Here is a 20587-nt window from a genome sequence, read left to right as displayed (position 1 = left end):
CCCCATTCGGTGTGGACCTCGGGTCAATCCGGGGCGAGACCCTCATGTCCGTCAGTGGTTTGACCTATGCGCAGGACGTGACCGAGGTCAGCTAACTCATCACTGGGCAGCCAGGACGCGGTGCAGCAAAAAGCCGATACCGGACGCCTGGCCGTGATCACCGCAGCCACTCGTACTCGCCGTCCGCCTTCCCTCCGGCGTCGCGGTCGCCGTCGAGCAGGTTGTTGATCTCGTCTTCGGTGTCTTGATGCGAGGGCTCTTCGTGTCGACTGCGCTGCACCCGACGGCGGGGTTGTTCAGACCAACCCTGCATACTCCACGGCGTCGGCACTGCTTCACACTCGGTGCCGACGCCGTGGCATCCCGCCCGGTTCGGGCAGGGCCTCGCAGCTGTGAGGGCGTGGTTGTTGTTGCCGGGTCTTGCCAGGCAGGCGAAACCTCCGCGACCTCACAAGTGATTCGGTCGTGGGTTTAGTTAGCGCGGGGCACAGCGTCGAAGAGCACGGTCATGGCGGCCGTGTAGAGCCCGTTTTGGGTGTTGAACGGGCGTGCGGCCGTGATCGTCATGTCGGCTTGGGTTCCGGGAGTGGAAGTCGCGTCGTCCACGACCTCTTGAGGGAGTGCGGTCAGGGTCACGCCATTGAACTCGGTGGTCAACTCGACAGAGGGGCCGTCGGCTGCCTGCGCGGCTCCGGTGACGGACAGAGCGGCCCCCGCCAGAGCAAGGGCACAAAGGGTGTATGTAAGCGTCTTCATGGCCTGGTTAACGATCTCCATGTTCTCGCGTCACTAAGCCCGGCATACCGCAGAAGTTCCCCGCCCCGATACGAGCCGCCCAACGGCCGTGCCGGTGCGTGTCATTAGTCGAGGCACTCGACCCGGCGGAGCTTCAGCCCATCCTGACGAGCGGGGACGGTGACCACCACCAGCGGTGAGCCGACCATGCTCACACGGCAGGCCGGGTCTCGGCCGGGTGGCTGTGACGTTGTCCAGCGGCCCCGGCGTGACGTCTTCCAGCGGTCCCAGTGGAAGTCGACCGTCATCCTGTTTTTGTACTTGCGCCAGGTCCTGGCGGTGGGGCGGTAGGGCTCGGTGAGCCGTTTGAAGCACAGCCCTTCCATGCCGGCGGCCGTCCACTCCAGCCACCCGTGGGCGGTGTCGGGGTCGGTCGTGGACGGGGTGAGTGTCCAGGGGGCTTGCAGGCGCAGGTCGGTGAAGAGTTCCTCGAGGGCGGCGCGGCGTCGCCGGTAGGACCAGGTGGTGGTGTCGGCCAGGCGCAGGACGTCGAAGACCACGAGGTGGGCGGGCCATCGCGTCGCGGCCGCCACTGCGACACGTCCCCGCCGGGGCAGGCGCTGCTGGAGCCGCTCGAACGCGAGCCGGCCTTCCTCCCACGCCACCAGTTCCCCGTCCAGGGCGGTGTCGCCGGGCAACTGCGCGGCCGCCGCCCGGATCTCGGGGAACGACGGTGTCATGTCGCCGCGGCGGGAGCGCAGCAGGACGCGGCCGTCGGCGTAGCGGGCGAGCTGGGCGCGGTAGCCGTCCCACTTCGGTTCAGCCGCCCAGCCGGGCGGCAGGGTGGGGTCGGCGGTCGGGGCGGTCAGCATGGGCTGGGGGAGGTGCCACGTCACCGGAGATCTCTTCCACCGGGCGGCTGTGGCGTTCGGGTGTACTCCGGGACGGTCCGGCACGCGGTGCCGGGCGTTGACCGGTCAGGCGCGGGTGCTGGTGAATCGGGCGTTCCGCCCCCAGCCTTCCAGGACCGTCGTCATGCACCACCGGCAGAGCGGGCTGCCGCCGTGGCCGTACTTGTGGGTCTTGCGCTGGCAGGTGGCGCAGGGACCGACCTGGCTGCCCAGGCAGACGAACGCGGACGGGTCAGGGTCTGCGATGGGAGGAGCGGGCTGGGGAGTGCTCATGGCGCTGGTGTCCTTGCGGCAGGGGACGGTGTCGGGAGGCTTGGGTGGTGCCGCGGGGTAAGCCGGGGATGTCGAGCTGGGTGTCGGGGCGGCAGTGGGTGCAGGGCCGCATGCCGTCGGCGAGGAGGCGGCGTGCTTCGTCGCGGTCGACGGGACGGCGTCGCTTGCCTGCCATATGACAGTCACCGGCGTGGACCTGGACCGGTGGGCGTCCGGCGCCGATGCCGAGCTCGACCGTCCAGTCCGGCGGCTCGGGACGGCGGCGCCGGCCGTGCTCGGTTTCTGCCTGCCGCTGCCGCACGGCGGCGATCTTCGCATCGATGCGGGCCAGCCAGAGGGTGTGCCACACCCGCAGTGTCTCCAGGCGGGGCAGGTCCTCCGGCAGGTCATCGAACACATATTTGATTCTAGGTGTACGGGCTTGCCGGTTCGACTGGGGGCACGTCAGTGATCGCCGGGCGGCGGGTCCGGGGCTGGGACGTGGTTGCGGAGGCCCGGGCGCCCGGGTGCGTCCTTGCGGGCCGGTGGGCTACGCGTCGGCGGGTGCGGGGCTAGGTCAGGGCGTCCTGGATGCTTGCGCGGGTGTCGAGCACGGTGTCGGCACCGGTGATCTTCAGAACGCGTCGTACCTGTGGTGTGGGGCCTGCGATGCGCAGTGAGGTCATGTGGTGGATGCGCAGCAGCAGGTTGAGGAAGGTGGAGTCGGCGAAGGAGACGCCGGAGACGTCGAGGACCACGCGGGAGTGCTTGCGGGCGGCGGTGTCGAGTGCTTCCTCGAGCGGGGGGAGGGTGTGGGCGTCGTAGTCGCCGTGTGCGACGACGATCCATGCGCCGTCCTGCTCGTACTGCACCGTCGTTCCTTTGCCGTCGGGTTCGTGGCTCATGTTCGAGATCATGCCCTGGCTGCCGGCGACGGTGGTAGGGGGCTGTGAGCGGTTGGCGGGCGGGGGTTCAGGCGCTGCGTGGCCGCTGTCCGTGTCCGGTCGTCTTCTTCGCCGCGGTGGTCTTCTTGGCCGGCTGCTTCTTCGTCGCGGTCTTCTTGGCCGCGGTCTTCTTCGCGGCTGTTTTCTTCTTCGGCAGTTCGTGGATGTCGGCGTTCTCGCCGCGGGAGGCTTTCGCCTTGGATACGGATTCCTCGAGCGCGGCCATCAGGTCGAGGACGCGGCCCGGCTGCTCCGGCTCGGGTGCTTCGGGGAGGGGCTTCTCTTCCCGCTTGGCTTCGATGATCTTTTCCATGGCCTCGGTGTAGGTGTCCTTGAAGGCGTCGCCTTCGAGGTCGTCGCGGGACATCGACTCCATCAGGGCGAGCGCGCCCTTGATCTCCTCCTCGGACACGTCCACGGGCTCCGGGAGGAGTTCGGTGGGGTCGCGGATTTCGTCGGGCCAGTGCATGGCGTGCAGGACGATGGCGTCGCCGCGGACCCGGAGCATGCCGAGCCGCTCGCGTCCGGACCACGCGTATTTGGCGATGGCCACCTTCGACGAGCGGGCCAGGGCCTCGCGGAGCAGCTTGTAGGGCTTGGCTGCGACTTGGCCGTCGGGGGAGAGGTAGTAGCCCTCGCCGATCCGGATCGGGTCGATGTCGTCCGCGGCGACGAAGGCGTCGATTTCGATGGCCTTCGCTGTGGGCAGCGGCAGGTCGCGCAGTTCCTCGTCGCTGATGGCGACGACCTGGTCCTTGGCGTACTCGTATCCCTTGCCGATCTCGGTGTTCGCCACCTCGCGGTCCTCGAGCTCGCAGATCTTGCGGGTACGGATCCGGCCGCCGTCATCCAGGTGGTACTGGTGGAAGTGGATCGAGTGGTTCTCGGTGGCGGACTGGACGTGGATGGGGACCGTGACCAGGCCGAACGAGATGGCGCCGGACCAGATGGTTCGGGGCATGACTGACCTCCGCGACAGGCCCCGAGCAGGAACAGCCTACGAAGGGTGCGCGCGGTCCGCACCAGATGGTCATGGCGGGGGAGTGGGGGTTCGGCCGGCCGCTGTGTCTGTGCCGTGGGATTCGGTGGTGGGGGAGCGGTGGCCTGGAGGACGCGCTATGCGCGGGTTCCACGTCTGTATGCCGCGCTATTTGCCGTCTAGTGCCCTTTCGCGCATTCGGGATGTCCGGCGCCGTTCGGCTGTGCCCTTGGGGGCGCTGTTTCCCAGTGCGGCGTTGTGCGGATGCGCGGCCGTGCGGTGTCGCACGCGGCTATCAGTCGCACAGTGTGATGATCGGGATTGTGGCCGCTCGGTCCGGCTGGTGCGTCCGCTTACCGGGCCGGGTGTCCTGGGGTCTACCTGGAGGGTGAGGAACGTTACACAGAGTACCTATGTAGTCGCTTCTTGTGCAGATCGGTACGAAGTTGGCCGCTTCGGTGGGGTAACTCGCGGGTTCTGTAGCAAATCTGACGGAGGGAAAGTTTCTGCGCGCGCTCGATGCGCGGGCGGAGCTCCGGCGTGTGCGGGGCGGGGCCGTCGGGTGAGGCGGCATTGTTCATAGGTCGACATTGGATGGGCTCGGACGGCGGTGTCCGGCTGAATTCGGAGCGGCTTTCCGTAGGGTGTCGCAATGGGTATTCGCTTTCTATCCGCTGCCCTATCAGGAGGGAATCCGCAGAGGCTTTGGCTCGCGAATCCCCCGGCAGTGAAAGATCATTTCCGTTTCCGGCGGCGGCAGGCGTGCGCCGGGCGGGGGATCGCGGCGGGCTTGATCGGGATGACCGATTCCGTTGCTCCGTGAGCGGAAGCTGTCGCTTGATAGCGCTCTCACAGCCCCACGGTTCAGGAGGGGAGGTGTTCACTGGGGAACAAAAGGGGCAAAGAGGGGAAGGGGGTGGCGCGTTGTTGGCGTGCTCAGCTCAGCGCGGATCGCTGCGCCAAACCCTCATCTGTGAGGGTTTTGGCTGGTCACAGAGGGGGCAGAGAGCCCTTACGTCCGTTTCGGGAGTGACCTTAACGCCCTCAGTGGTGTTTACTGGACACTGGTCTGTTCCTGGTGGGTCCAGGCCCTTTCCGGGAGGTCTCGGGGGTGGTGCCCCGGGGCCTCCCTGCTTTGTTGTGCGTTAACGTCTGCGCCTCCTGCCGCTCATCTGAAGAAAAACCTTTCGCTACGGCGCATAGGTATTCGAAATTGAATCCTTCTTCATTTCGGGCGTGAGTTCAGGATATTCGGAGGGTCTTACTTCCTGCGGGAAGCACCCGAAAAACCTTGTGCCCGAGGCTTCCGCACGCGCTCGCGCCTCTTCAAGGACTCGCGAAAAGGCGACTGGCTCTCGGCTCGTGCAGAGAGGTAGCGTTATCCACCGCAGGTCCTCTCCACCCGTCCGGCCCCACCAGCCAGGCACCGCACCACCTCCCGGAGAAGGCTCTGGACCCACCCCACGGGGCCCGTCGTACGACGGGCCCCGAACGTCAACTCCACAAGGAACAGACCCCATGTGCACCGCCACCGTCGACGGCGCCATCCCGCCGTCGCTTCGCGCGCCACACCCCCGCTCCGCTGTGACACGCCGTCACTGCCGCGCGCCGAGGGGCGCATACACCCGCACACGCGCCGCGGCCCGCCCCGGACGGGGGTACAGCGGATGACCTCCGTGACCACCGCCTACCGCCTGGTCGACCTCCTGCTCAGCTACGAGACGGTGCCCGACGACAGCTTCGTGGGCCACCTTCCCCCCTCGAGCTGGCAGACGCTGCTCGAGGCCGCGCCCGCCATCCACACCTACGCCCGCGACGAACTGCTCCCGATGACGGCAGAGGACCGGTACGTCTACATCGTCACCAGGGGATGCGTGCGCCAGGACCGCTTCCCCCTCGGCGCCGGCGAAGGCGTCCCCACGATCACCCGGTTCCGCGGCGTCGGCCAGTTCCTCGGCGAGGCCAAACTCATCGCCCCCGCCTCCCACGTCCTCACCCGCTGCCTGTCGGAGACCGAGGTCATCCGCTGGCGCGTGCGCTACATGAACGTCCTGCACCGCCGCCGGCCCGAGGTCCAGCTCGCCCTCCTGCGCAGCCTGGAGGACCGCAACCGCAGCGACGAACTCGTCTACTCCATGACGACCAGGCCCCCCTTCGAGCGGGTCAGCCGTCTCATCGCGCACCTCGCCGACATCGCCGGCGTGCCCGACCCCGACACAGCCGGCCGCACCACCATCACCGGCCCGAGCCAAAGAGACATGGCCGCAGCCCTCCAACTCGGCATCTCCAGCGTGGAGAGCGCCATCCGGTCTCTGCGCTACCAGGGAATCCTGGACGCCGGCTACCGCAAGTTCACCGTCCTCGACCTCGAGGGCCTGCGCCACTTCACCACCGGGGCCTGACACCACCGCGCGCACCACCGCGCAGCCCCGCTTCCCACGGACCCACCACCCCGTACACCCGCACCCCCGTGCAGGCGTACCCGCGAACGGACAACAGCATGATCAGCAGCACCACCGTCCTGGCGCTCGGCACCGGCGGCGGCACCCTTCTGGTGACCGCCCTCTCCGCCCTCGCCGTGGGCATTCTCGGCACCTACACCCTCCTGCACCACAAGGAGGTCCTGGCCTGGTGGAAGGAGGTCCGCAAGAAGGACCTCACCCACACCGAGCTCGACCAACCCGCCACCTGGGTCACCGACCTCTACACCGCCCTGTGCGGCCTCGCCCAGAAGCCCTGCCGCGCCAGCGACTTCGACAACGTGGTCCGCATCGGCAACATGATCAAGGGCATCGCCGAGGACACCGAGGACATCCGCGCCGAGCTGACCGAGGTCGTCAAGTGCGTCGGGACCTACGTCAGTACGGCCCTGCCGGACCCGGGGCCCAGCCTGAAGGTCTCCCTCGTGGACCACCACATCCAGATGGTGAGCGCCATGAAGCAGGAAGCGGCCCGCTGGGAACTCGAGCGAGCCATCAACGCCACCCAGAAGAAGATCAAGGCCCTGCGCAACAGCTGACAGCGCCGCACAGCAGGGGCCCGCCGAGTTCAGGAAGGCGGGCCCCTTTTGCGACACCAGCGCTGTACGGGCCCGCGGCAACCCGTGCGCTCCGCGAGCTCGGCAGGAGCGACGCGTGGCGACGCACACCGTTCAGCCTCCAGCCACCCCTACGGTGCGGCGAGTTGAAGGCGGCCCTGCCCCCGGCTCGCCACATCTACGCTCTCCAGCCGCTCCGTGACCCCGGCTCAGCCCCTCCGCCTCCGCACGAGCGTGACCTGAGGGGGCTGCCTCCGGTTGCTCCGCCGAGGGCTGGCCATCCGGGCCGGCGGTCCCGGGGGGTGGGGATGCCGTACGAGGACAGAGCCGTCACCGCGCTGGCCGCGGTGGCCGACCGGCAGCGGACGGCTGAGTACGGCTGGGCGCTGGACTGGGACCTCCGCCCGGTCAAGCAGCGCGTGTTCAACCTCGCCGAACGCGGCCTGGTCGAGTTCGCGGACCGGGACGACCGTGCGGCGCTGTCGGCGTGGGAGGGCCGGGCTGTGCGCTGGGCGGCCCGCCTGACGGCGCCCGGCCACGATCTCCTCCTCTACAGCCGCTTCCGCCTCCAACCCGCTGAGGGCGCTCCCGGCCCCGCCCTTCAACGGGTCGAGCTGATCCCGTCACAGATGACGGCGCTGCGCCTGTTCGTGGCGCTCGCTGACCAGCTGCGGGTACGGCCGGCCGTCGGGCTGGCGGAACAGGTGCACACGGCCCGGCGCGATCCGGCGGTGAACCGGTACGTGCTGCACCTCTCGGCTGAGCAGATGAAGTGCGTGGCGTACGCGTTCTGGCTGCACCGGATGTCCCGCTCCGCGCTCGAGGCCAATCGCTTCACCCGCGATTACGGCATCACCCACCTCCCCGGCCCCGCCGTCGACCCGTCCACCCACTGTCCCGCAGCCGGGACATGACCGCTCCGCCAACGCCGGCTGTCCCAGTCGCACGACATCCCCGGTACCCGCTTCTATGCGGGTCTGCCTGTACCGCGGGCGCGGTCAACCCGGCCCGGTGGGTGCCGTTTCCGGAGCGCTCAGCGGTGTCGCGGTGTTACTCACTTTCGGGTGACGACCCATCCGGCCCGGAGCGGAGTGACAGGGCCGGAAGGGTTCTCCGGCCAGCGCTCGCAAGGGGGCCGGCTCTGGTAGGGCGTCAACATCGTGCATGCACGGCATAAATGGACGATGCACTCAAGAGTCACAGGAATACGGGCAACAGGTAACACAGTCCATGTTTCCACCTCAACTCCTGCAAGAGGCGGACAGAGTGTGGGTGCGCGGCCGGCCCGGCCGCCACCGCACACCGCACCTACTTTCCGCAGCGGCCGAGACGGCCGCTCCTGAGAGCGGTGCCCGCACCATCAGGGGGACTCCTTGACCACTTCTGTCACCGCCCGCCGTCTGGCCGCCGCCGCACTCGCCGCCGGAGCCCTCGTCTCCGTGGCGGCGCTGCCGGCGACCGCAGCCGACCACGCCCGCCCGCACCACCCGCAGGTGGAGATCTCGGACGTTCAGTACGACTCCCCGGGACGCGACGACCGCTCCAACCGCTCGCTGAACAAGGAGTGGGTGGAGCTGACCAATACCACCCGCAACGCGGTCAACCTGGACGGCTGGACCCTGAGGGACGAGTCCGGTCACACGTACACCTTCGACCACTACCGTCTGGCGGGCCGTGCCACGGTCCGGATCCACACCGGTGAGGGGCGTGACACCCGCGCCGACCTCTACCAGGACCGCCGCGCGTATGTGTGGAACAACGACCACGACACCGCGACCCTGCGCAACGACCACGGCCGCTTCGTCGACGACGAGTCCTGGGGCCACCGCCGCGGCGGCCGCCACTGACCCGCACACCGGCCCGCAGGAGCCGCGCGGCGGCTCGGCAGACCTGACACCCGGGCGGCGTGCCCACCCTCTCCAAGGGCGGGCACGCCGCCCGGCGTCATGCGCCGGCCACGGTCACTGCGGTACCTGCTCGTAGCTGACCGTGGTGTCCGTCCTTGTCGGCCTCCTCGTCGTGGGCGCTCTTGCCTATCTCGCCCGTCGACACCCGGCCTGTGTGCAGCCGCTACTTGTCGGGCCCGCGGGAGAGGCGGCCCTGGCCGCGCTGATCACCCCGGTTGTCGCCCACTGAAGCCTTGTCTCCGGGCGTCTGCGCACTGTCTGCGCAACGCGGTGACCTGCGGTGGTCGGGCTTGTGGTCGGGCCCCGGCCCTTCGTGGTCGGGCCTGTGGTCGGGGGCATTGCGCAGACCACGAAGCGCTGCGCAATCGTCTGCTGCGCACCCGTCTACGGCGCACTGCCGGCTGCGCACCGCCTACGGCGTCAGCTGTTCCATCCAGCCGACTCGGCGTTCTGGGTCTCGTACGGGGCGCCACACGGCTGCGGCGGGTCCGTGCTGGAGGAGGTCGGCCATCGGTGCGGCGAGCACGGTGCACTCCCGCAGGAACAGCGCTACCGCGAGGTCGACGTCGGCCGCGTGCAGTGCACGCACACGGTTGTCGGTGCCGGCGGGGCCGGTGTCGGCCAGGACGAACAGCAGCCGCGGATAGTGCCGCTGCCATTCCTCCTGGACTGCCTATACCGCACGGCGCTGGCCGACCGGCGTAGTGGTGGAGCTGGGCGTAGGCGCGCAGCTTTGATGCTTCACTGTCTGCGCGGCAGTTGTGCGGTGCAGGCGATGTCATCCGTCGAAGCGAGACCATTCGATTGGTGCATCAGCCAGCAGGGAGAGGGCGCTGCGGTGAGTGGCACCGGCCCACGCTTCGAATTTGTCATCGCCTGCCTGGCAGACGTGCATGATGAGACCCGGCGCCACGTAGAAGCGAGTGGGGGCCCAGGGCCAGTAGGTTCGCAACGGAACCGGGTCCAGCCGCGCGGTGAGCTGGTCGACGTGTTGTGCTGTGAGTTCAAGGCTGTGGGGCAGCGCCAGGTAGTCCGCGCCCATAGCAGCCTCGAAGAGCGAGAACTGAAGGAGGAAGCCACTGAGCGGCTCCTGTTCGGCGATCGGCCTTTCACTGTCGTCGCAGAACCAGACGGTCGGATCGGTCTCCTCACCGCCGAGCGTCCACAAGAGTGACCAGACGAATCCTCCTTGGTTCTCGACGCCGAAAACCAGCATTTCGCCACGGTCGTCAGTGCCAAGGGCCGACTCGGGATGGATCCTGTTGTGCACTCCAAGAGCGGCCGGCCGCTGCACCGCCAGCCGGTAGAGCTGTTTCAAGCCGTCGGGTATGGATGCCAACGACAGCCCGGTGGACGACGCATCGGCGGAGTCGGTGGCGGGGTACCAGCCCGTGACGAACTGCTCCAGTGCCACAGCGCGCTCGCCGTTCACGTGCTGGAGCCATTCCAGCCCCGGCAGATTCGCCGCAGGCAGCGGCGGACGAACCCGGTCGAGCAGGGCCCTGTTCAAGGGCACTTCAAGCCGCGCCACGCAGTGGATGAGCTCGTACTCGGTGCAGCCGGACCGCTGAGCCGTCGCAGCCTGGACGGTACGGCTGACACCCAAATACAGCAGGCCGTCCTCGATACGGACCATAAAGTGCAGGGGCAACACCTCGTCACCCGCGCCCCATGTCCATCTCCGGCCAACAAGCCGCTCCGTGACGGGTCGCGGTGCCGGGCCGATCAGACGGACCTCCTCCGCGTTCCACACCCCGCTCTTGTCCGACCCTCCGTCACCCGCTTCGATGACGATCACCGTTCCCGAAGGACCGATCACGGCCATCGCGGCACCGAACGCGAAATGCTCAGCTTCCTCAACGCCACCGGCCAGCGCAAAGGCCTGCGCCTCAGTCAGCACTCCCAGAGGCACCGTGGGAATTTGATCAACCATGCCGATATCCTCCCGGCCGCTAAGGCTGCTTGTGCCTCACCCCTGCAAACGGTTGACGATGTCGAGCTGTGTGTCGGGGCGGCGGTGGGTGCAGGGCCGCAGGTCGTCGGCAAGGAGGTGGCGGGCTTCATCCCGGCCGACCGAGCGGCGCCGCGTGCCCACCATGTGGCAGTCGCCAGCGTGGACCTGGACGGCCGTCGCCGATGCCGGGTGCTAGCGTCCATGCCTTCGGCTCGGGGCGGTGGCGGGGCACTTGTTTGCGCAACCCTGTGACCTGTGCTGGTCGGGCCTGTGGTTGGGGGCACTGCGCAGACCAACCCGGGTGCGCAATCACCTGATGCGCATCGCCTATGGCGTCTGTGGGTCCATCCAGCCGACTCGGTGTTCCGGGTCGCGTATAGGGCGCCAGACGGCCGCGGTGGGTCCGTGCTGGAGCAGGTGGGCCATCGGCGCGGCGGGCACGTTCACCTCCCGCAGGAAGAGAGCCACCGCGAGGTCTACGTCGGCCGCGTGCAGGGCACGCACACGGGTGTCGAAGCGGCCGGACTCCTCAAGCTCGAGGTTCCGGCCGCGGGCTGACCTGTTCAGCATCGTCACGCCAGTGACCAATCCATGGTTACTGAGCTCGGCGTTTCACGTCGGCCGCGGGTCCCGCGTCTGAGCCCGAACTCTCTTCGCCGACTGGATGTTCCGCGGCCTGCGGTGAGGATGCTGTCCCGTCAGGCGTTTCGGCAGTAGCGCGCAGTGTACGGACCTGTGGTGAGAGCAGGGTTGCTGTCGTGGCCAGGACGATCAGGGCGGCGCAGCCGGCCAGCGCCTGGCTGGTGCCCACGGCGGAGGCGACGGGTCCGGCGATGAGCAGGCCGAGCGGGGCGAGGGCCAGGGAGCCGAACCAGTCGTAGGAACTGACGCGTGACAGGACCCCCTGCGGGATCTCCCGCTGGATCGTGGTCGCCCACAGGACGCCGAAGACATCCGACGCGATACCGGCGCCGAACATGGCTGCGGCAGTCAGCCATAGCGGGGCTTCGGCGCTGAGTAGGGCGATCGGTACGGCGGCGGGAAACGTACAGAGCACCGCCACGAGAAGGGGACGTCTCACCCGCACACGGGCGGCAAGTCCGGCTCCCGCGATGGTGCCCACGGCCTGCGCGCCCACGATGACCGACCAGGCCCGCGCTCCGCCGAAGTGCTGCTCGGCCGTCAGCGGCCCGAGCACTCCGACATTGGCGTTGAGTGCGGCCACCACCACCGAGTACTGCGCGACCACGACCCACAGCCACTGCCGGGAAGCAAACTCCCTCCACCCCTCCCGGAGATCGGCCCAGCCCGACGATCGCCCGCGCGGCCGCACCTCCACCCGCAGCCGGACCGTCAGCGCCGCGCTGACGACGAACGATGCCGCGTTGAGCGCGAGCGCCCAGCCGGCGCCCACCAGCGCCACCGTGACCCCGGACAGGGCCAGGCCCAGCAGCAGGGAACTGTTGGTGCCCACCCGCAGCAGCGCGTTGGCCTGTTGCAGGCGGCCCGCGGGTACGACGGACGGCACGAGGCCGTCCATCGCCGGTGCGAACAGCGCCGTGGCCGTTCCGGCGAGCACTGCCAGCAGACACATAGCCACCAGCGGTGCGTGTCTGGTCAGCACCATCGCGGCCAGTCCCGCATAGGCGGCAGCCCCCAGCACGTCAGCCGACACCATCAGCTTCGGTCGCGACATGCGATCCGCGATCACCCCGCCCACCAGGATGAACACCAGCTGCGGCAACGCCTGACAGGCCACCACCAGCGACAGCCGACCCGCACTCGCCCCGGGCAGCGCAAGCACCGCGAACGCCAGTGCCACCCGCGCGAAGCCGTTGCCCAACACCGAGACGACCCGCGCGGATACGAGCAGGACGAACTGCCGGTCGCGCCACAAGGACGACCCATCCAAGGAAACTGTCACGGCCAGGCACCCTAAGGGACCCAGATCAACACCCGCCCCGAACCGGCCACTCCAAGGAGAGCCACACAGGTGTCGTCGCTCATCGACATGGCCGAGCCATTTGATCGCCGAGCGCTGCGTCGAGTCCTCACAGCGGCTGGGCCGTTACGGCTGGGTTGTCGAGCGGACAGTGTCCTGGCTCGCCGGGTGCCGACGACTGCACCGTCGCTTCGTCGGCATCGCCGCAGTCCTCATCTGCCACCGCCGAATCACCAAGTGAGGCTTTCGGCAGGCTTCACCTGTCCTCCTCGACCAAGCGGAAGCCGCACGAGCCGCAGGCCGTATGCCCGTTGGGTGCCGTCCGCTTGCACTGCGGGCAATGAAACGACGGCGGTCCGGCAGGGGGAACGGTGGGAGGAGGACTGGTCGGCCAAGCCCAACGACCCCGCTGAAGCACCTCGAGAATCCGCATCCCTCCATGATGCTTCGCGGTGGTCGCCAGAACGAGCACCACTTGATGGACCAGGCTCGGGGTTCGGAACTCCTGGTCGGGCCTGTGGTCGAGGCATTGCGCAGACCACGACGGGTGCGCATTCGCCCGCTGCGCAACGTCTACGGCGTCTGTGGGTCCATCCAGCCGACCCGGCGTTCGGGGTCGCGTACGGGGCGCCACACAGCCGCGGCGGGTCCGTGCTGGAGGAGGTCGGTCATGGGCGCGGCGAGCACCATCACCTTCCGCAGGAACAGCGCCACCGAGAGGCCCACGTGGGCCGCGTGGAGTGCGCGGAGACGGTTGTCGATTCCGGCGGGGCCGGTGCCGTCCAGGACGAACAGCAACCGTGGGAAGCGCGGATAGTACCGCCGCCATCCCTCGTCGCTGCCCTGGACCGTCTCCGCCGTGCGGCGCCGCCCGACCGGCGTGGGGGCGTACTGGTGGAGGCGGGCGTAGGCGCGGAGCTTGGCGGCGAGGCCTTCGGGGCCAATGGTCGCCCGGTCGACCTTGAGGAACGCCCGCAGCATCGAACCCCCGCCACCTTCTCGGCTTTCGCGCTCGTAGTAGAGCAGCGCGTCCGGGATGACCGCCTCGCCGCCCCCGATGGGGTGGTGTACCTCGGGCAGGAAGTCCAGCGGCCGGCAGGTCTCGCCACGGCGGCGTGCGTTCAGCAGGAGCTGCAGTCCCATCTCGGTGACCGTCAAGGTGTGGTTCACCCGCACCCGCAGCCGCGCCGCGACCGGATCCGACACCAGCCTCGGCGGCCGCCGCCCCCGCACCTCCGGCCACTCCGCAGCGACCTGCACCCCGTATCCGGTGGCGAACCACACTCGGGTACGCCCCGCCTGCGGCAGGGTGATGCGGTCGACCAGGCCCTCGGTACGGAGCTTGGCCAACCTGCGTTTGGTCTGCTCGATCAGCACCTGCGGGGCGGTGATTTGATGCATCTGCTCGGTGGTTGCCATCCGGTACTGCACCAGCACCGCCAGCCGGCATCCACATTCGCCCGCGTTCTCTCCTCCGGAGCCTTGCGTTCCCGAACCCGTCGCAGGATGTGCTTGGCTGTAGGGCACCAGCTTCGGGCGGGTTCTGTCCGAGGGGTCTGGGGAGCCCGTCACCTGAATACTGCGGTCGGACGACATGGGCATTTCCAGCCCAGCCCCCTTGCTCTGGACGTGGCCCTCCAGATGCTCTGCCGCGGGACTCGACTACCGGGGCCGGAAGCTCTTCCGCCATCTGGACGTCGCCTGGACCGAATTGGCTACCCGGGCCAAGGCGAAGCGGGTGCTCGCACCGGTTGCCTTACGTCCTGAGGCGGAGCGCCAGACAGCCAGTGCGCTCAGCTCTCGTCCTCGGTCCGCTCGGGCGTCCGCTGGTCACGATGTTCACGGAGGAAACGAAATGCCTCGCCCCCAAGCTGGACGTCCGGCACTGCGCCGGCGTGGGTGGAGCCAGCCGGTCACGCACGTCGGCGTGGGCCGAGACTGTCGCCGCTCGCTTGCGCGAGGGCGTCACAGGGCGGTCCATGGGCGGGGCTCGCCTCCCGTCAGCGGCACCCATACTGGCCCACTGGGACCGTGGTGCTCGATGTCTTCCAGGACTGTGGCCCCTAGCTGTACCTCGCGGGAGAGGGCTGCGACGAGCGGGTGTTGAGCGACCATTGCCTGGAGGTCTTTGGTCCTGTCTCCCAGTCTGGCTCGGGAGGCGCCGGTGAGGATGAAGAGGACGCGGGGGAAGACCGGATACCAGCGGAGCCAGGCCGGGCCTGTGGAGGCTGGTCTGCGGCGGCCGACGGGCTGGGCTTCGTACTGGAACAGCCGGGCGTACTCGATCAGCTTCACGGCGAGTCGCTCGCTGCTCATGGTGGTGCGGTCGACTTCCACGAACGCGCGCAGTTTCCGCCGGTGTTCGCCGTCGATGACGGTGTAGTGCATGACGGCGTCGGCTACGAGTCGGTCGCCCTCGCCGATGGAGTGAGCCACCTCAGGAGTCCAGTCCCACGGGCCGTGCTCGTGCCCGAGCCGGCGGGCGTCTGCCGCAAACGGCAGGTGGGACCGTACGACGGTCAGTGTGTGCGGCGTTTTCAGCGACGCTGCGGTTGTCGAGGTGATGGGGTACGGCGGGCGCCCCCGAAGGGCGGGGAGATCGCGGGTCAGACGCGCCCCCTCAGGGGTGAGGTACCAGACGTGCGTACGCGACCGGTCCGAGTCCGGCAGCGGGGTGAGGTCGACGAAGCCTGTGGAGCGCAACTTGTTCAGTACTCGGGAGACCAGTTGGCGTGAGCCGTTCGGCCGCAGCATTTGGAGCAGCTGGCCGGTCGTGGCCATCCGGTGTAGGGCGAGCGCGGTGAGGACCTGCAAGCGCAACGGTTCAGAAGGGCTGGGGGCCAGTTCGACGGTCGGAACGCCTGATGTGGGTCGGGTCATGGAAGGGAGACAACCCTCATGCCCCGACCCAGGCTGCGACCACGAGACCCCGACCACGGTCACGGTCCAGGAACGAATTCGTGGTCGGGGCCACGGGACGCGACCACGCGACTGGCCGGAAGGGGCTTTGGAGCCGTCTGCGCGAGCGGTCGGAAGACAGGCGATGGCCGGTCCGCAGCAGCATCTGCTGCTGCGGGGCGTGGTGGCGAACCACGCCATGCCGGCCATCGTGCGACCCCGGGTCCGCAAGGGACCAACTCCCAAAACCGGGAGCCGCGTTCATGGGTGGTGTGCGGAGGTCCGCTCACCGCCAGGTACTACCTCTTGGACCGCTTGGCGGCCTGTTCCAGGATGCGCCGGCGCGTCCACCGGCGGCGCCCGTTCTGGCGGCCGGCATTCTCGGCGACCCCGTCCGTGGTCTTCATCAGCGGAAGGTTGCCCTGGGACAGGGCGCTGGAGAAGGAGCCGACGCTCTTGTACCCGAGCAGGGCGGCTGCCTGGCTTGCCCCCAGCAGTTCGTCGGGATCACCGTCGGCGGAGACCTTGGGCAGGGGCGGCGCCTGCTTGGCTCCGGCTCGTCTTCCGCGGCCGGGCCGGCTGGCCATCCACTCCTGCAGGGTCGCGACCTTCCAGAGCTGCCGGCGGTAGGGGTTCTCGGCTGTGCCCTTTTCTTCGACGACGTCCGGTTCGGGGAAGTAACCGGGGTGGTCGCGCACGAAGGTGTTGACCTGGTTGGTGTTCTTGTAGCCGAGGTACCTCGAGGCGTCCGAGGCGTTCAGCAGCGCCTGCGGGTCGATGGAGGGCGGCCTGTGTTCCGTGAGCCGCGGCGACGAGCGATGGGAAAACCACTCGGTGACTTCCGCGTGGTCCCACAGGCGGGCGCGGCCGCGTTTGTCGACAGGCTCGGGGAACGTCTTGCCGGCTGTGTTCTCCGTGTGCTCGGTGTAGAGCTGGCTGATCCGTGCGGGAGTCAGACCCTGTTCAGCCGCGATCTCGGCAGCGTCGGCCAGGCGAGGCTCACGGCGCGAGGTCATGGCAGAACCGTCCGTTCTGTCAGCGTGCGCCGGCCAGCCCGGCTCACAAAGCAAATAATGGCAGAAGGTGCGGAGGGAGGTCCAGTCCGCGGCTCATAGTTTTCCGTCGGCGGCCGTGCTGGCTTCCGGCCTACTCCTCGGGGATCAGGCAGACCCCGCGGCGCGCGGCGGCCTCGGCCATTTCCATGAATGCCATGGCGGCGGGCGTCATCTCCCACTCGACCAGGGCCAGTAGCAGGATCACCTCGGCGCGGCCCTGCGAGGAATCACATGGCATGCCGGCCGTCTCCGCCGCGAACATCAGGTCCGAGGTGGCCAGGCCGCTGAGGCGCTCTGCTACTTCCCGGTGCAGATCCTGCAGGCCCTGCTGGTACAGCTCGTTTGCCTCGGCCAGGAGCAGCACCAGGTCCTCGCCGTGGCTGGCCGGTGCCGCCGCAGCGAGGTCGAGGATGCGCTGGGTCGTCGTCATCGTCACTCAGTATCCCTCCCAGATGGGGGTGATCGCCGGTGTGGTGGTCAGCTGCAGCCATCGCACCCGGCGGCGCTGTGCAGGAGCATGCCCGGCCCGGTACGGGCCTTGGAGTCCCATGTGGGCGGCTTACGCAAGGCGCCGTGGACGTCGCGCTCCATCCGCTCGAAGTCCTCGGTCTCCTCAACCTCGACGCCAGGGTCCGGGGCGCCGGGCCGGCGGGACAGCGAGATGAGCTCGGCCATGGTGATGTTCGGGTTGAACGGCACCTGGCGGACACGTTCGACCAGCGCGCACAGCTCGGCGAGCCGCGGGCGGCGCCCGGCGGTCAGCAGCAGATCGCGGTGGTTGGCCAGGGTGCAGGCGGTCCGGGCTCTCCTCGGCCCGCATCCTGAGCACGTTTGCGAACATCAGTGGGCCGTCCGTCTCCTTCCTGAGCGCGCGGACCTGCGGTGGCCCTCCGTCACCATGGACGGAGTTCGCTGGCCGAATGCCAGCGAACCCGCTGAACTGCACAGCCAGGCCCTCGGCGTGCCGCCCGAGCGGCATGTCGAGATCCGCCGCAGCCGTGAAGTCGACGGTGAGCGGGTGCCGTTCGACCTGCTGACCTTCATCGCGGAGCGGGGCGACTGGCCCTGGCTCGGTAGGGCCCGCACCTGCACGGGCCCGTGGAAGACGAAGATGGTGTACCAGGCGTTCACCCTCCATCGGTCCCAAACTGGCGTGGGCGGTCCAGACGCGGTCGGCGACACCGGCCTGGCGGGCAGCGTCCATCGCGATCAGGCCGGCCACAAGTCCGTCCTTCCCGCCGGACAGGTTGATGACAATGCGGTGCCGGGTCGCGGCGAACTCGACCGGGTCGGCGTACAGGGGGTTGGAGTGCGACATGGTTCCGGAAGCGAGAATCTGCGCGACCACGCGCTCGGTGCCGCTCTGGACGGGGCGATCCGGCGCTGGCAGCAGCAGGTCCGCGCCGACGGCGTCGACTTCCCGCCCGGGTGAACTCCCAGGCACTGCGCCACAGCGCGCAGGCGCACCACGGTCGGGCCCGCAACAACACCCAGGCCACCCACGAGCGGGACTACCAGCTCCAGGACGAGGACGTCCGCGCCGCCTCGCGCGGCGCGGTGGAGCTCGGGCTGGCCCAGGCTGTGGCCTCCGCCCGGCAGACGGTCGCCATGCGCCTGGTCGCGAGGGCCGACGCCGAGGGCGAGGTGAGTGCCGAGCTCGTGGCCAAGGAGGCCGGGATCGACGTGGAGGTGGCGCACCGGATCGTGGCCGGCCGGCTGCGCACCCCGGTCGCCTCGTGCGCGGACTTCCTCAACTCCGACCACAGCCAGGCCGGGATGCCGTGTGCGGTGTCGTTCCTGCTGTGCTTCGCCTGCCGCAACGCGGTGGCCACCGGCCGCGACCTGCCCCGCATCGCCTACCTGCACCAGGCGCTGGAGTCCCTGCGGTCGGCCGTGACCTTACTGTCACACAGGCGGTGCCCCAGGCAGGGTGTCAAGTTTCTGCGGCCTGAAGTATCCCAGTCGAAGACCGTACGTACCTTGGTGCAGGATGTCGGAGCCGTAGGGCGTCAAGCCCGTGGGGCTGCCGTCGATAGCGCCGGTGTAATTGCCGTCCGGTGTCATTCTTCGATGTTCGCAATTATCTTTGTACCAGGCCCATGCAAGCCACCCGACTTCCCGCTGCGTAAGGTTGATAAGCAGATTCTGGTAGCGGAATCCGGTGCGTGGCGGGTTATCGAGATTTGTTCCGTCTAGCCCGTAGAAGCACTCGTTGTCGTTCGCAAATTGCTTGTTGGCGATCTCGCCGAGAACGATGGGAAGTTTCGCCCCAATCGCCAGATTCACATCGGCGGACCCGTCGTAGTCATCGCCCCAGTAGGCATGTGCACTGAGCAGGATGCTGTGCAGCGGGTCGTGATCGATCAACTCCTGGCCGGCGCTGAAAAAAAGCGTTGACCGATGAGCCGCAGTCCGGTGCGTCGATCATGATCGGCATTCGAAGCCCTTTGCTGCGAATGCTGGTGATCGCCTTCTTGTACGCAACCTTGAACTTATCCAGGGCTGCAGGTGACCAATTTTGCCATCGGTACCAGCCCAACTCGTTGGCGAGGTTGATGATGAGATATCGCTCATGTCTCTTCAACATCCCAAGCACGTCCGGCCGAGTCCACCAGCTCATCAGCTCACTGTTGACAAGCTCGGGGTCCTCTTTGCACGTGCAGTCGTGCAACTCCACGATGGGCACGAGGCGGCTGGTCCGGCACTTCTCAAGCACGCGGTCTAGGTCGGCCGTGGCGTACGGGGGACGCGACGCGGCAGGATGTTGCGCATACCACTGAATCCTGACGCAATTTGCGCCCGTCTTCGCCAACTCCTCCAGTTTACCGTAGGGGCGACTAGCGGGAAAATCCCAGTCATCGACGAGCGGGATGTTGATACCCTTAAGTACTATCTTTTTATGGTCATTGCCGCGTAACCAGTACCTACCACTGTCGTCGAGGCCGTAGCTCTTGTTGGACACATATAGCACCGGGCTGGGATCGGTCGGTAGAGGTGTCGGCATCATTGTTCACCCTCCGTGGTGTCAACTTGAGAACGACGGGCTACCGGCCGCTGGACGCTGCCGTTTCGTCGCGTATCCAGCGCAGGTAAGCGGCGTTGGAGCCGCCTTCCTCGACCTCGATACCCTGTGTAGTGGTCTCCACACTCATCAGCTCGCCTTGCTGGCGGAACCGCGTCTCCTGCAAGGTGACGACTTCCTCGCCGTCCTTGAACGTCTGATCGCGATCCCGCCCCATGTCGTGCCGGTGCTCCGGCTGCATTCCGCGCCCGCACGAACGCCTGGTACAGCGTGTTCCCCCGCAGCGGCGAGCCGTCCCGACTCCGAGGGCACTGGGCCTCGTATACAGCCCACCATGCGGAAGAACGACGATCTTCCCGTCAGTGTGGAGCGCCGTTACGCCATCCTGGGTGCTGGTCGAACCCAGTACAGCCACCGGCCACTGCTGTCCCAACCGATCATGGGCGCCCGATCCGACACTCTGCTTCCTCCACGCAGACTCATCGCTGCGTCTCACGTTCATTGTCTCCCCGGACCGTGCAGTTGGACACTCGGCAACACACGGGGGGTCGTTGACGCCTAAACATGACCCTGTAGTCCGCCTTCGGTCGCCTCGACCCACTGTCTGAAGACGACCTTGGGGCCTCCAGTTGGCCACCTCTCCCCGATCCCCGCCAGTCCCTTGCGCAGCAGTTCAGTCCGCTTGGCCAGGCACATCCGCCGCTCGATGGTCTACGTCAGCACGTCCCCGATGACGATCCATCCCGCGACCGAAACTACCCGCCAAGCATCCAGCAGGATGAACCGCGAGCACACCAACGACTCGGTGTACGGCCGGAGCTCGGGCAGTGGCTTGGTGAGGGCGGCGGTGCTCACCGGCACCCCGAACACAGCCACACCACACAGCCGTCGCTCGCCGTCGACGACGTCGTACAGGCCAAACTGCACCGTCACCGGCGGCCTTATCTGCAT

The 20587-nt window shown here is 68.1% G+C and carries 25 protein-coding genes and 2 pseudogenes; 7 read left to right on the top strand and 20 right to left on the bottom strand.

Annotation, left to right across the window (positions count from 1 at the left end; genetic code table 11):
- Positions 1–157 precede the first annotated feature (157 nt).
- From OHU34_RS43835 to OHU34_RS43805, 7 genes and pseudogenes are all read right to left on the bottom strand, one after another.
- A complete protein-coding gene (locus OHU34_RS43835) occupies positions 158–280 on the bottom strand; it encodes a hypothetical protein (protein WP_405772628.1) in 123 nt (40 codons plus the stop codon).
- 191 nt (positions 281–471) lie between these two features.
- Positions 472–666: pseudogene (locus tag OHU34_RS43830) on the bottom strand (hypothetical protein); the annotation flags it as partial.
- 194 nt (positions 667–860) lie between these two features.
- Complete coding sequence (locus OHU34_RS43825; protein ID WP_331733193.1) at positions 861–1631, bottom strand: RNA ligase family protein; 771 nt, start codon at positions 1629–1631, stop codon at positions 861–863.
- Positions 1632–1712: 81 nt separating this feature from the next.
- On the bottom strand, positions 1713–1919 hold the full coding sequence (locus tag OHU34_RS43820) for a hypothetical protein (RefSeq protein ID WP_331733192.1): 207 nt from the start codon (positions 1917–1919) through the stop codon (positions 1713–1715).
- Positions 1879–2316, bottom strand: a complete 438-nt coding sequence (locus OHU34_RS43815; RefSeq protein ID WP_331733189.1) for a DUF6233 domain-containing protein — start codon at positions 2314–2316, stop codon at positions 1879–1881. The genes OHU34_RS43820 and OHU34_RS43815 overlap by 41 nt, the downstream gene beginning before the upstream one ends.
- Before the next feature lie 154 nt (positions 2317–2470).
- Entirely contained in the window at positions 2471–2803 is a 333-nt protein-coding gene (locus OHU34_RS43810; RefSeq protein ID WP_405772625.1) for an STAS domain-containing protein, read from the bottom strand.
- Positions 2804–2870: 67 nt separating this feature from the next.
- On the bottom strand, positions 2871–3803 hold the full coding sequence (locus tag OHU34_RS43805; RefSeq protein ID WP_331733184.1) for a Ku protein: 933 nt from the start codon (positions 3801–3803) through the stop codon (positions 2871–2873).
- A 1685-nt stretch (positions 3804–5488) separates the two neighbouring features.
- Between OHU34_RS43805 and OHU34_RS43800 the strand changes: the two genes are divergently transcribed.
- The 4 genes from OHU34_RS43800 to OHU34_RS43785 all read left to right on the top strand — a co-directional run bounded on the left by OHU34_RS43800 (position 5489) and on the right by OHU34_RS43785 (position 8705).
- Positions 5489–6223: a Crp/Fnr family transcriptional regulator gene (locus OHU34_RS43800; RefSeq protein WP_331733182.1), complete on the top strand. Its 735-nt coding sequence runs from the start codon at positions 5489–5491 to the stop codon at positions 6221–6223.
- A 98-nt stretch (positions 6224–6321) separates the two neighbouring features.
- Entirely contained in the window at positions 6322–6840 is a 519-nt protein-coding gene (locus OHU34_RS43795; protein WP_331733179.1) for a hypothetical protein, read from the top strand.
- Positions 6841–7166: 326 nt separating this feature from the next.
- Positions 7167–7772 carry a DUF6417 family protein gene (locus OHU34_RS43790; protein ID WP_331733177.1) on the top strand — a complete coding sequence of 202 codons (606 nt, stop codon included), beginning with the start codon at positions 7167–7169 and terminating at the stop codon, positions 7770–7772.
- 459 nt (positions 7773–8231) lie between these two features.
- On the top strand, positions 8232–8705 hold the full coding sequence (locus OHU34_RS43785; RefSeq protein WP_331733174.1) for a lamin tail domain-containing protein: 474 nt from the start codon (positions 8232–8234) through the stop codon (positions 8703–8705).
- Between the two features lie 472 nt (positions 8706–9177).
- Here OHU34_RS43785 and OHU34_RS43780 read toward each other — a convergent pair whose 3' ends face one another.
- The 5 genes from OHU34_RS43780 to OHU34_RS43760 form a co-directional block, all read right to left on the bottom strand.
- On the bottom strand, positions 9178–9354 hold the full coding sequence (locus OHU34_RS43780) for a hypothetical protein (protein ID WP_331733168.1): 177 nt from the start codon (positions 9352–9354) through the stop codon (positions 9178–9180).
- A gap of 189 nt (positions 9355–9543) precedes the next feature.
- Positions 9544–10698 carry a hypothetical protein gene (locus tag OHU34_RS43775; RefSeq protein ID WP_331733166.1) on the bottom strand — a complete coding sequence of 385 codons (1155 nt, stop codon included), beginning with the start codon at positions 10696–10698 and terminating at the stop codon, positions 9544–9546.
- Positions 10699–10734: 36 nt separating this feature from the next.
- A complete protein-coding gene (locus OHU34_RS43770; RefSeq protein ID WP_331733164.1) occupies positions 10735–10863 on the bottom strand; it encodes a DUF6233 domain-containing protein in 129 nt (42 codons plus the stop codon).
- Between the two features lie 183 nt (positions 10864–11046).
- Positions 11047–11295 carry a hypothetical protein gene (locus tag OHU34_RS43765; RefSeq protein ID WP_331733161.1) on the bottom strand — a complete coding sequence of 83 codons (249 nt, stop codon included), beginning with the start codon at positions 11293–11295 and terminating at the stop codon, positions 11047–11049.
- A 19-nt stretch (positions 11296–11314) separates the two neighbouring features.
- Entirely contained in the window at positions 11315–12643 is a 1329-nt protein-coding gene (locus tag OHU34_RS43760; protein WP_331733158.1) for an MFS transporter, read from the bottom strand.
- Between the two features lie 97 nt (positions 12644–12740).
- Between OHU34_RS43760 and OHU34_RS43755 the strand changes: the two are divergent.
- A pseudogene (locus OHU34_RS43755) lies at positions 12741–12902 on the top strand (IS5/IS1182 family transposase); the annotation flags it as partial.
- Positions 12903–13234: 332 nt separating this feature from the next.
- On the opposite strand, the gene OHU34_RS43750 reads toward OHU34_RS43755, so the two are convergent.
- The 5 genes from OHU34_RS43750 to OHU34_RS43730 form a co-directional block, all read right to left on the bottom strand.
- Positions 13235–14092, bottom strand: coding sequence for a replication-relaxation family protein (locus OHU34_RS43750; protein ID WP_405772819.1), 858 nt, complete (start codon positions 14090–14092; stop codon positions 13235–13237).
- Between the two features lie 534 nt (positions 14093–14626).
- The gene (locus tag OHU34_RS43745; protein ID WP_331733152.1) at positions 14627–15541 is read right to left on the bottom strand and encodes a replication-relaxation family protein; all 915 of its coding nucleotides are present in this window, start codon (positions 15539–15541) and stop codon (positions 14627–14629) included.
- Positions 15542–15858: 317 nt separating this feature from the next.
- Positions 15859–16575 carry a hypothetical protein gene (locus tag OHU34_RS43740; protein ID WP_331733149.1) on the bottom strand — a complete coding sequence of 239 codons (717 nt, stop codon included), beginning with the start codon at positions 16573–16575 and terminating at the stop codon, positions 15859–15861.
- 130 nt (positions 16576–16705) lie between these two features.
- The gene (locus OHU34_RS43735) at positions 16706–17044 is read right to left on the bottom strand and encodes a hypothetical protein (RefSeq protein WP_331733146.1); all 339 of its coding nucleotides are present in this window, start codon (positions 17042–17044) and stop codon (positions 16706–16708) included.
- 47 nt (positions 17045–17091) lie between these two features.
- The gene (locus OHU34_RS43730; protein ID WP_331733143.1) at positions 17092–17313 is read right to left on the bottom strand and encodes a hypothetical protein; all 222 of its coding nucleotides are present in this window, start codon (positions 17311–17313) and stop codon (positions 17092–17094) included.
- Between the two features lie 199 nt (positions 17314–17512).
- Here OHU34_RS43730 and OHU34_RS43725 point away from each other — a divergent pair, with 199 nt between their 5' ends.
- Positions 17513–18046, top strand: a complete 534-nt coding sequence (locus OHU34_RS43725) for a hypothetical protein (RefSeq protein WP_331733140.1) — start codon at positions 17513–17515, stop codon at positions 18044–18046.
- On the top strand, positions 18043–18810 hold the full coding sequence (locus tag OHU34_RS43720; protein ID WP_331733137.1) for a hypothetical protein: 768 nt from the start codon (positions 18043–18045) through the stop codon (positions 18808–18810). Before OHU34_RS43725 ends, OHU34_RS43720 begins: the two co-directional genes overlap by 4 nt.
- Positions 18811–18919: 109 nt before the next feature.
- Here the strand turns inward: OHU34_RS43720 and OHU34_RS43715 are convergent, their stop codons facing one another.
- The 3 genes from OHU34_RS43715 to OHU34_RS43705 form a co-directional block, all read right to left on the bottom strand.
- Positions 18920–19576, bottom strand: a complete 657-nt coding sequence (locus OHU34_RS43715) for a cellulase family glycosylhydrolase (RefSeq protein ID WP_405772618.1) — start codon at positions 19574–19576, stop codon at positions 18920–18922.
- An 82-nt stretch (positions 19577–19658) separates the two neighbouring features.
- Positions 19659–19877: a hypothetical protein gene (locus OHU34_RS43710; RefSeq protein ID WP_331733132.1), complete on the bottom strand. Its 219-nt coding sequence runs from the start codon at positions 19875–19877 to the stop codon at positions 19659–19661.
- A 470-nt stretch (positions 19878–20347) separates the two neighbouring features.
- Complete coding sequence (locus OHU34_RS43705; RefSeq protein ID WP_405772616.1) at positions 20348–20569, bottom strand: hypothetical protein; 222 nt, start codon at positions 20567–20569, stop codon at positions 20348–20350.
- Positions 20570–20587: the final 18 nt, after the last annotated feature.

It is taken from the genome of Streptomyces sp. NBC_00080, assembly GCF_045041255.1.
GTDB classification, from domain to species: domain Bacteria; phylum Actinomycetota; class Actinomycetes; order Streptomycetales; family Streptomycetaceae; genus Streptomyces; species Streptomyces coriariae.
This window is presented reverse-complemented; position numbering and strand designations above follow the sequence as displayed.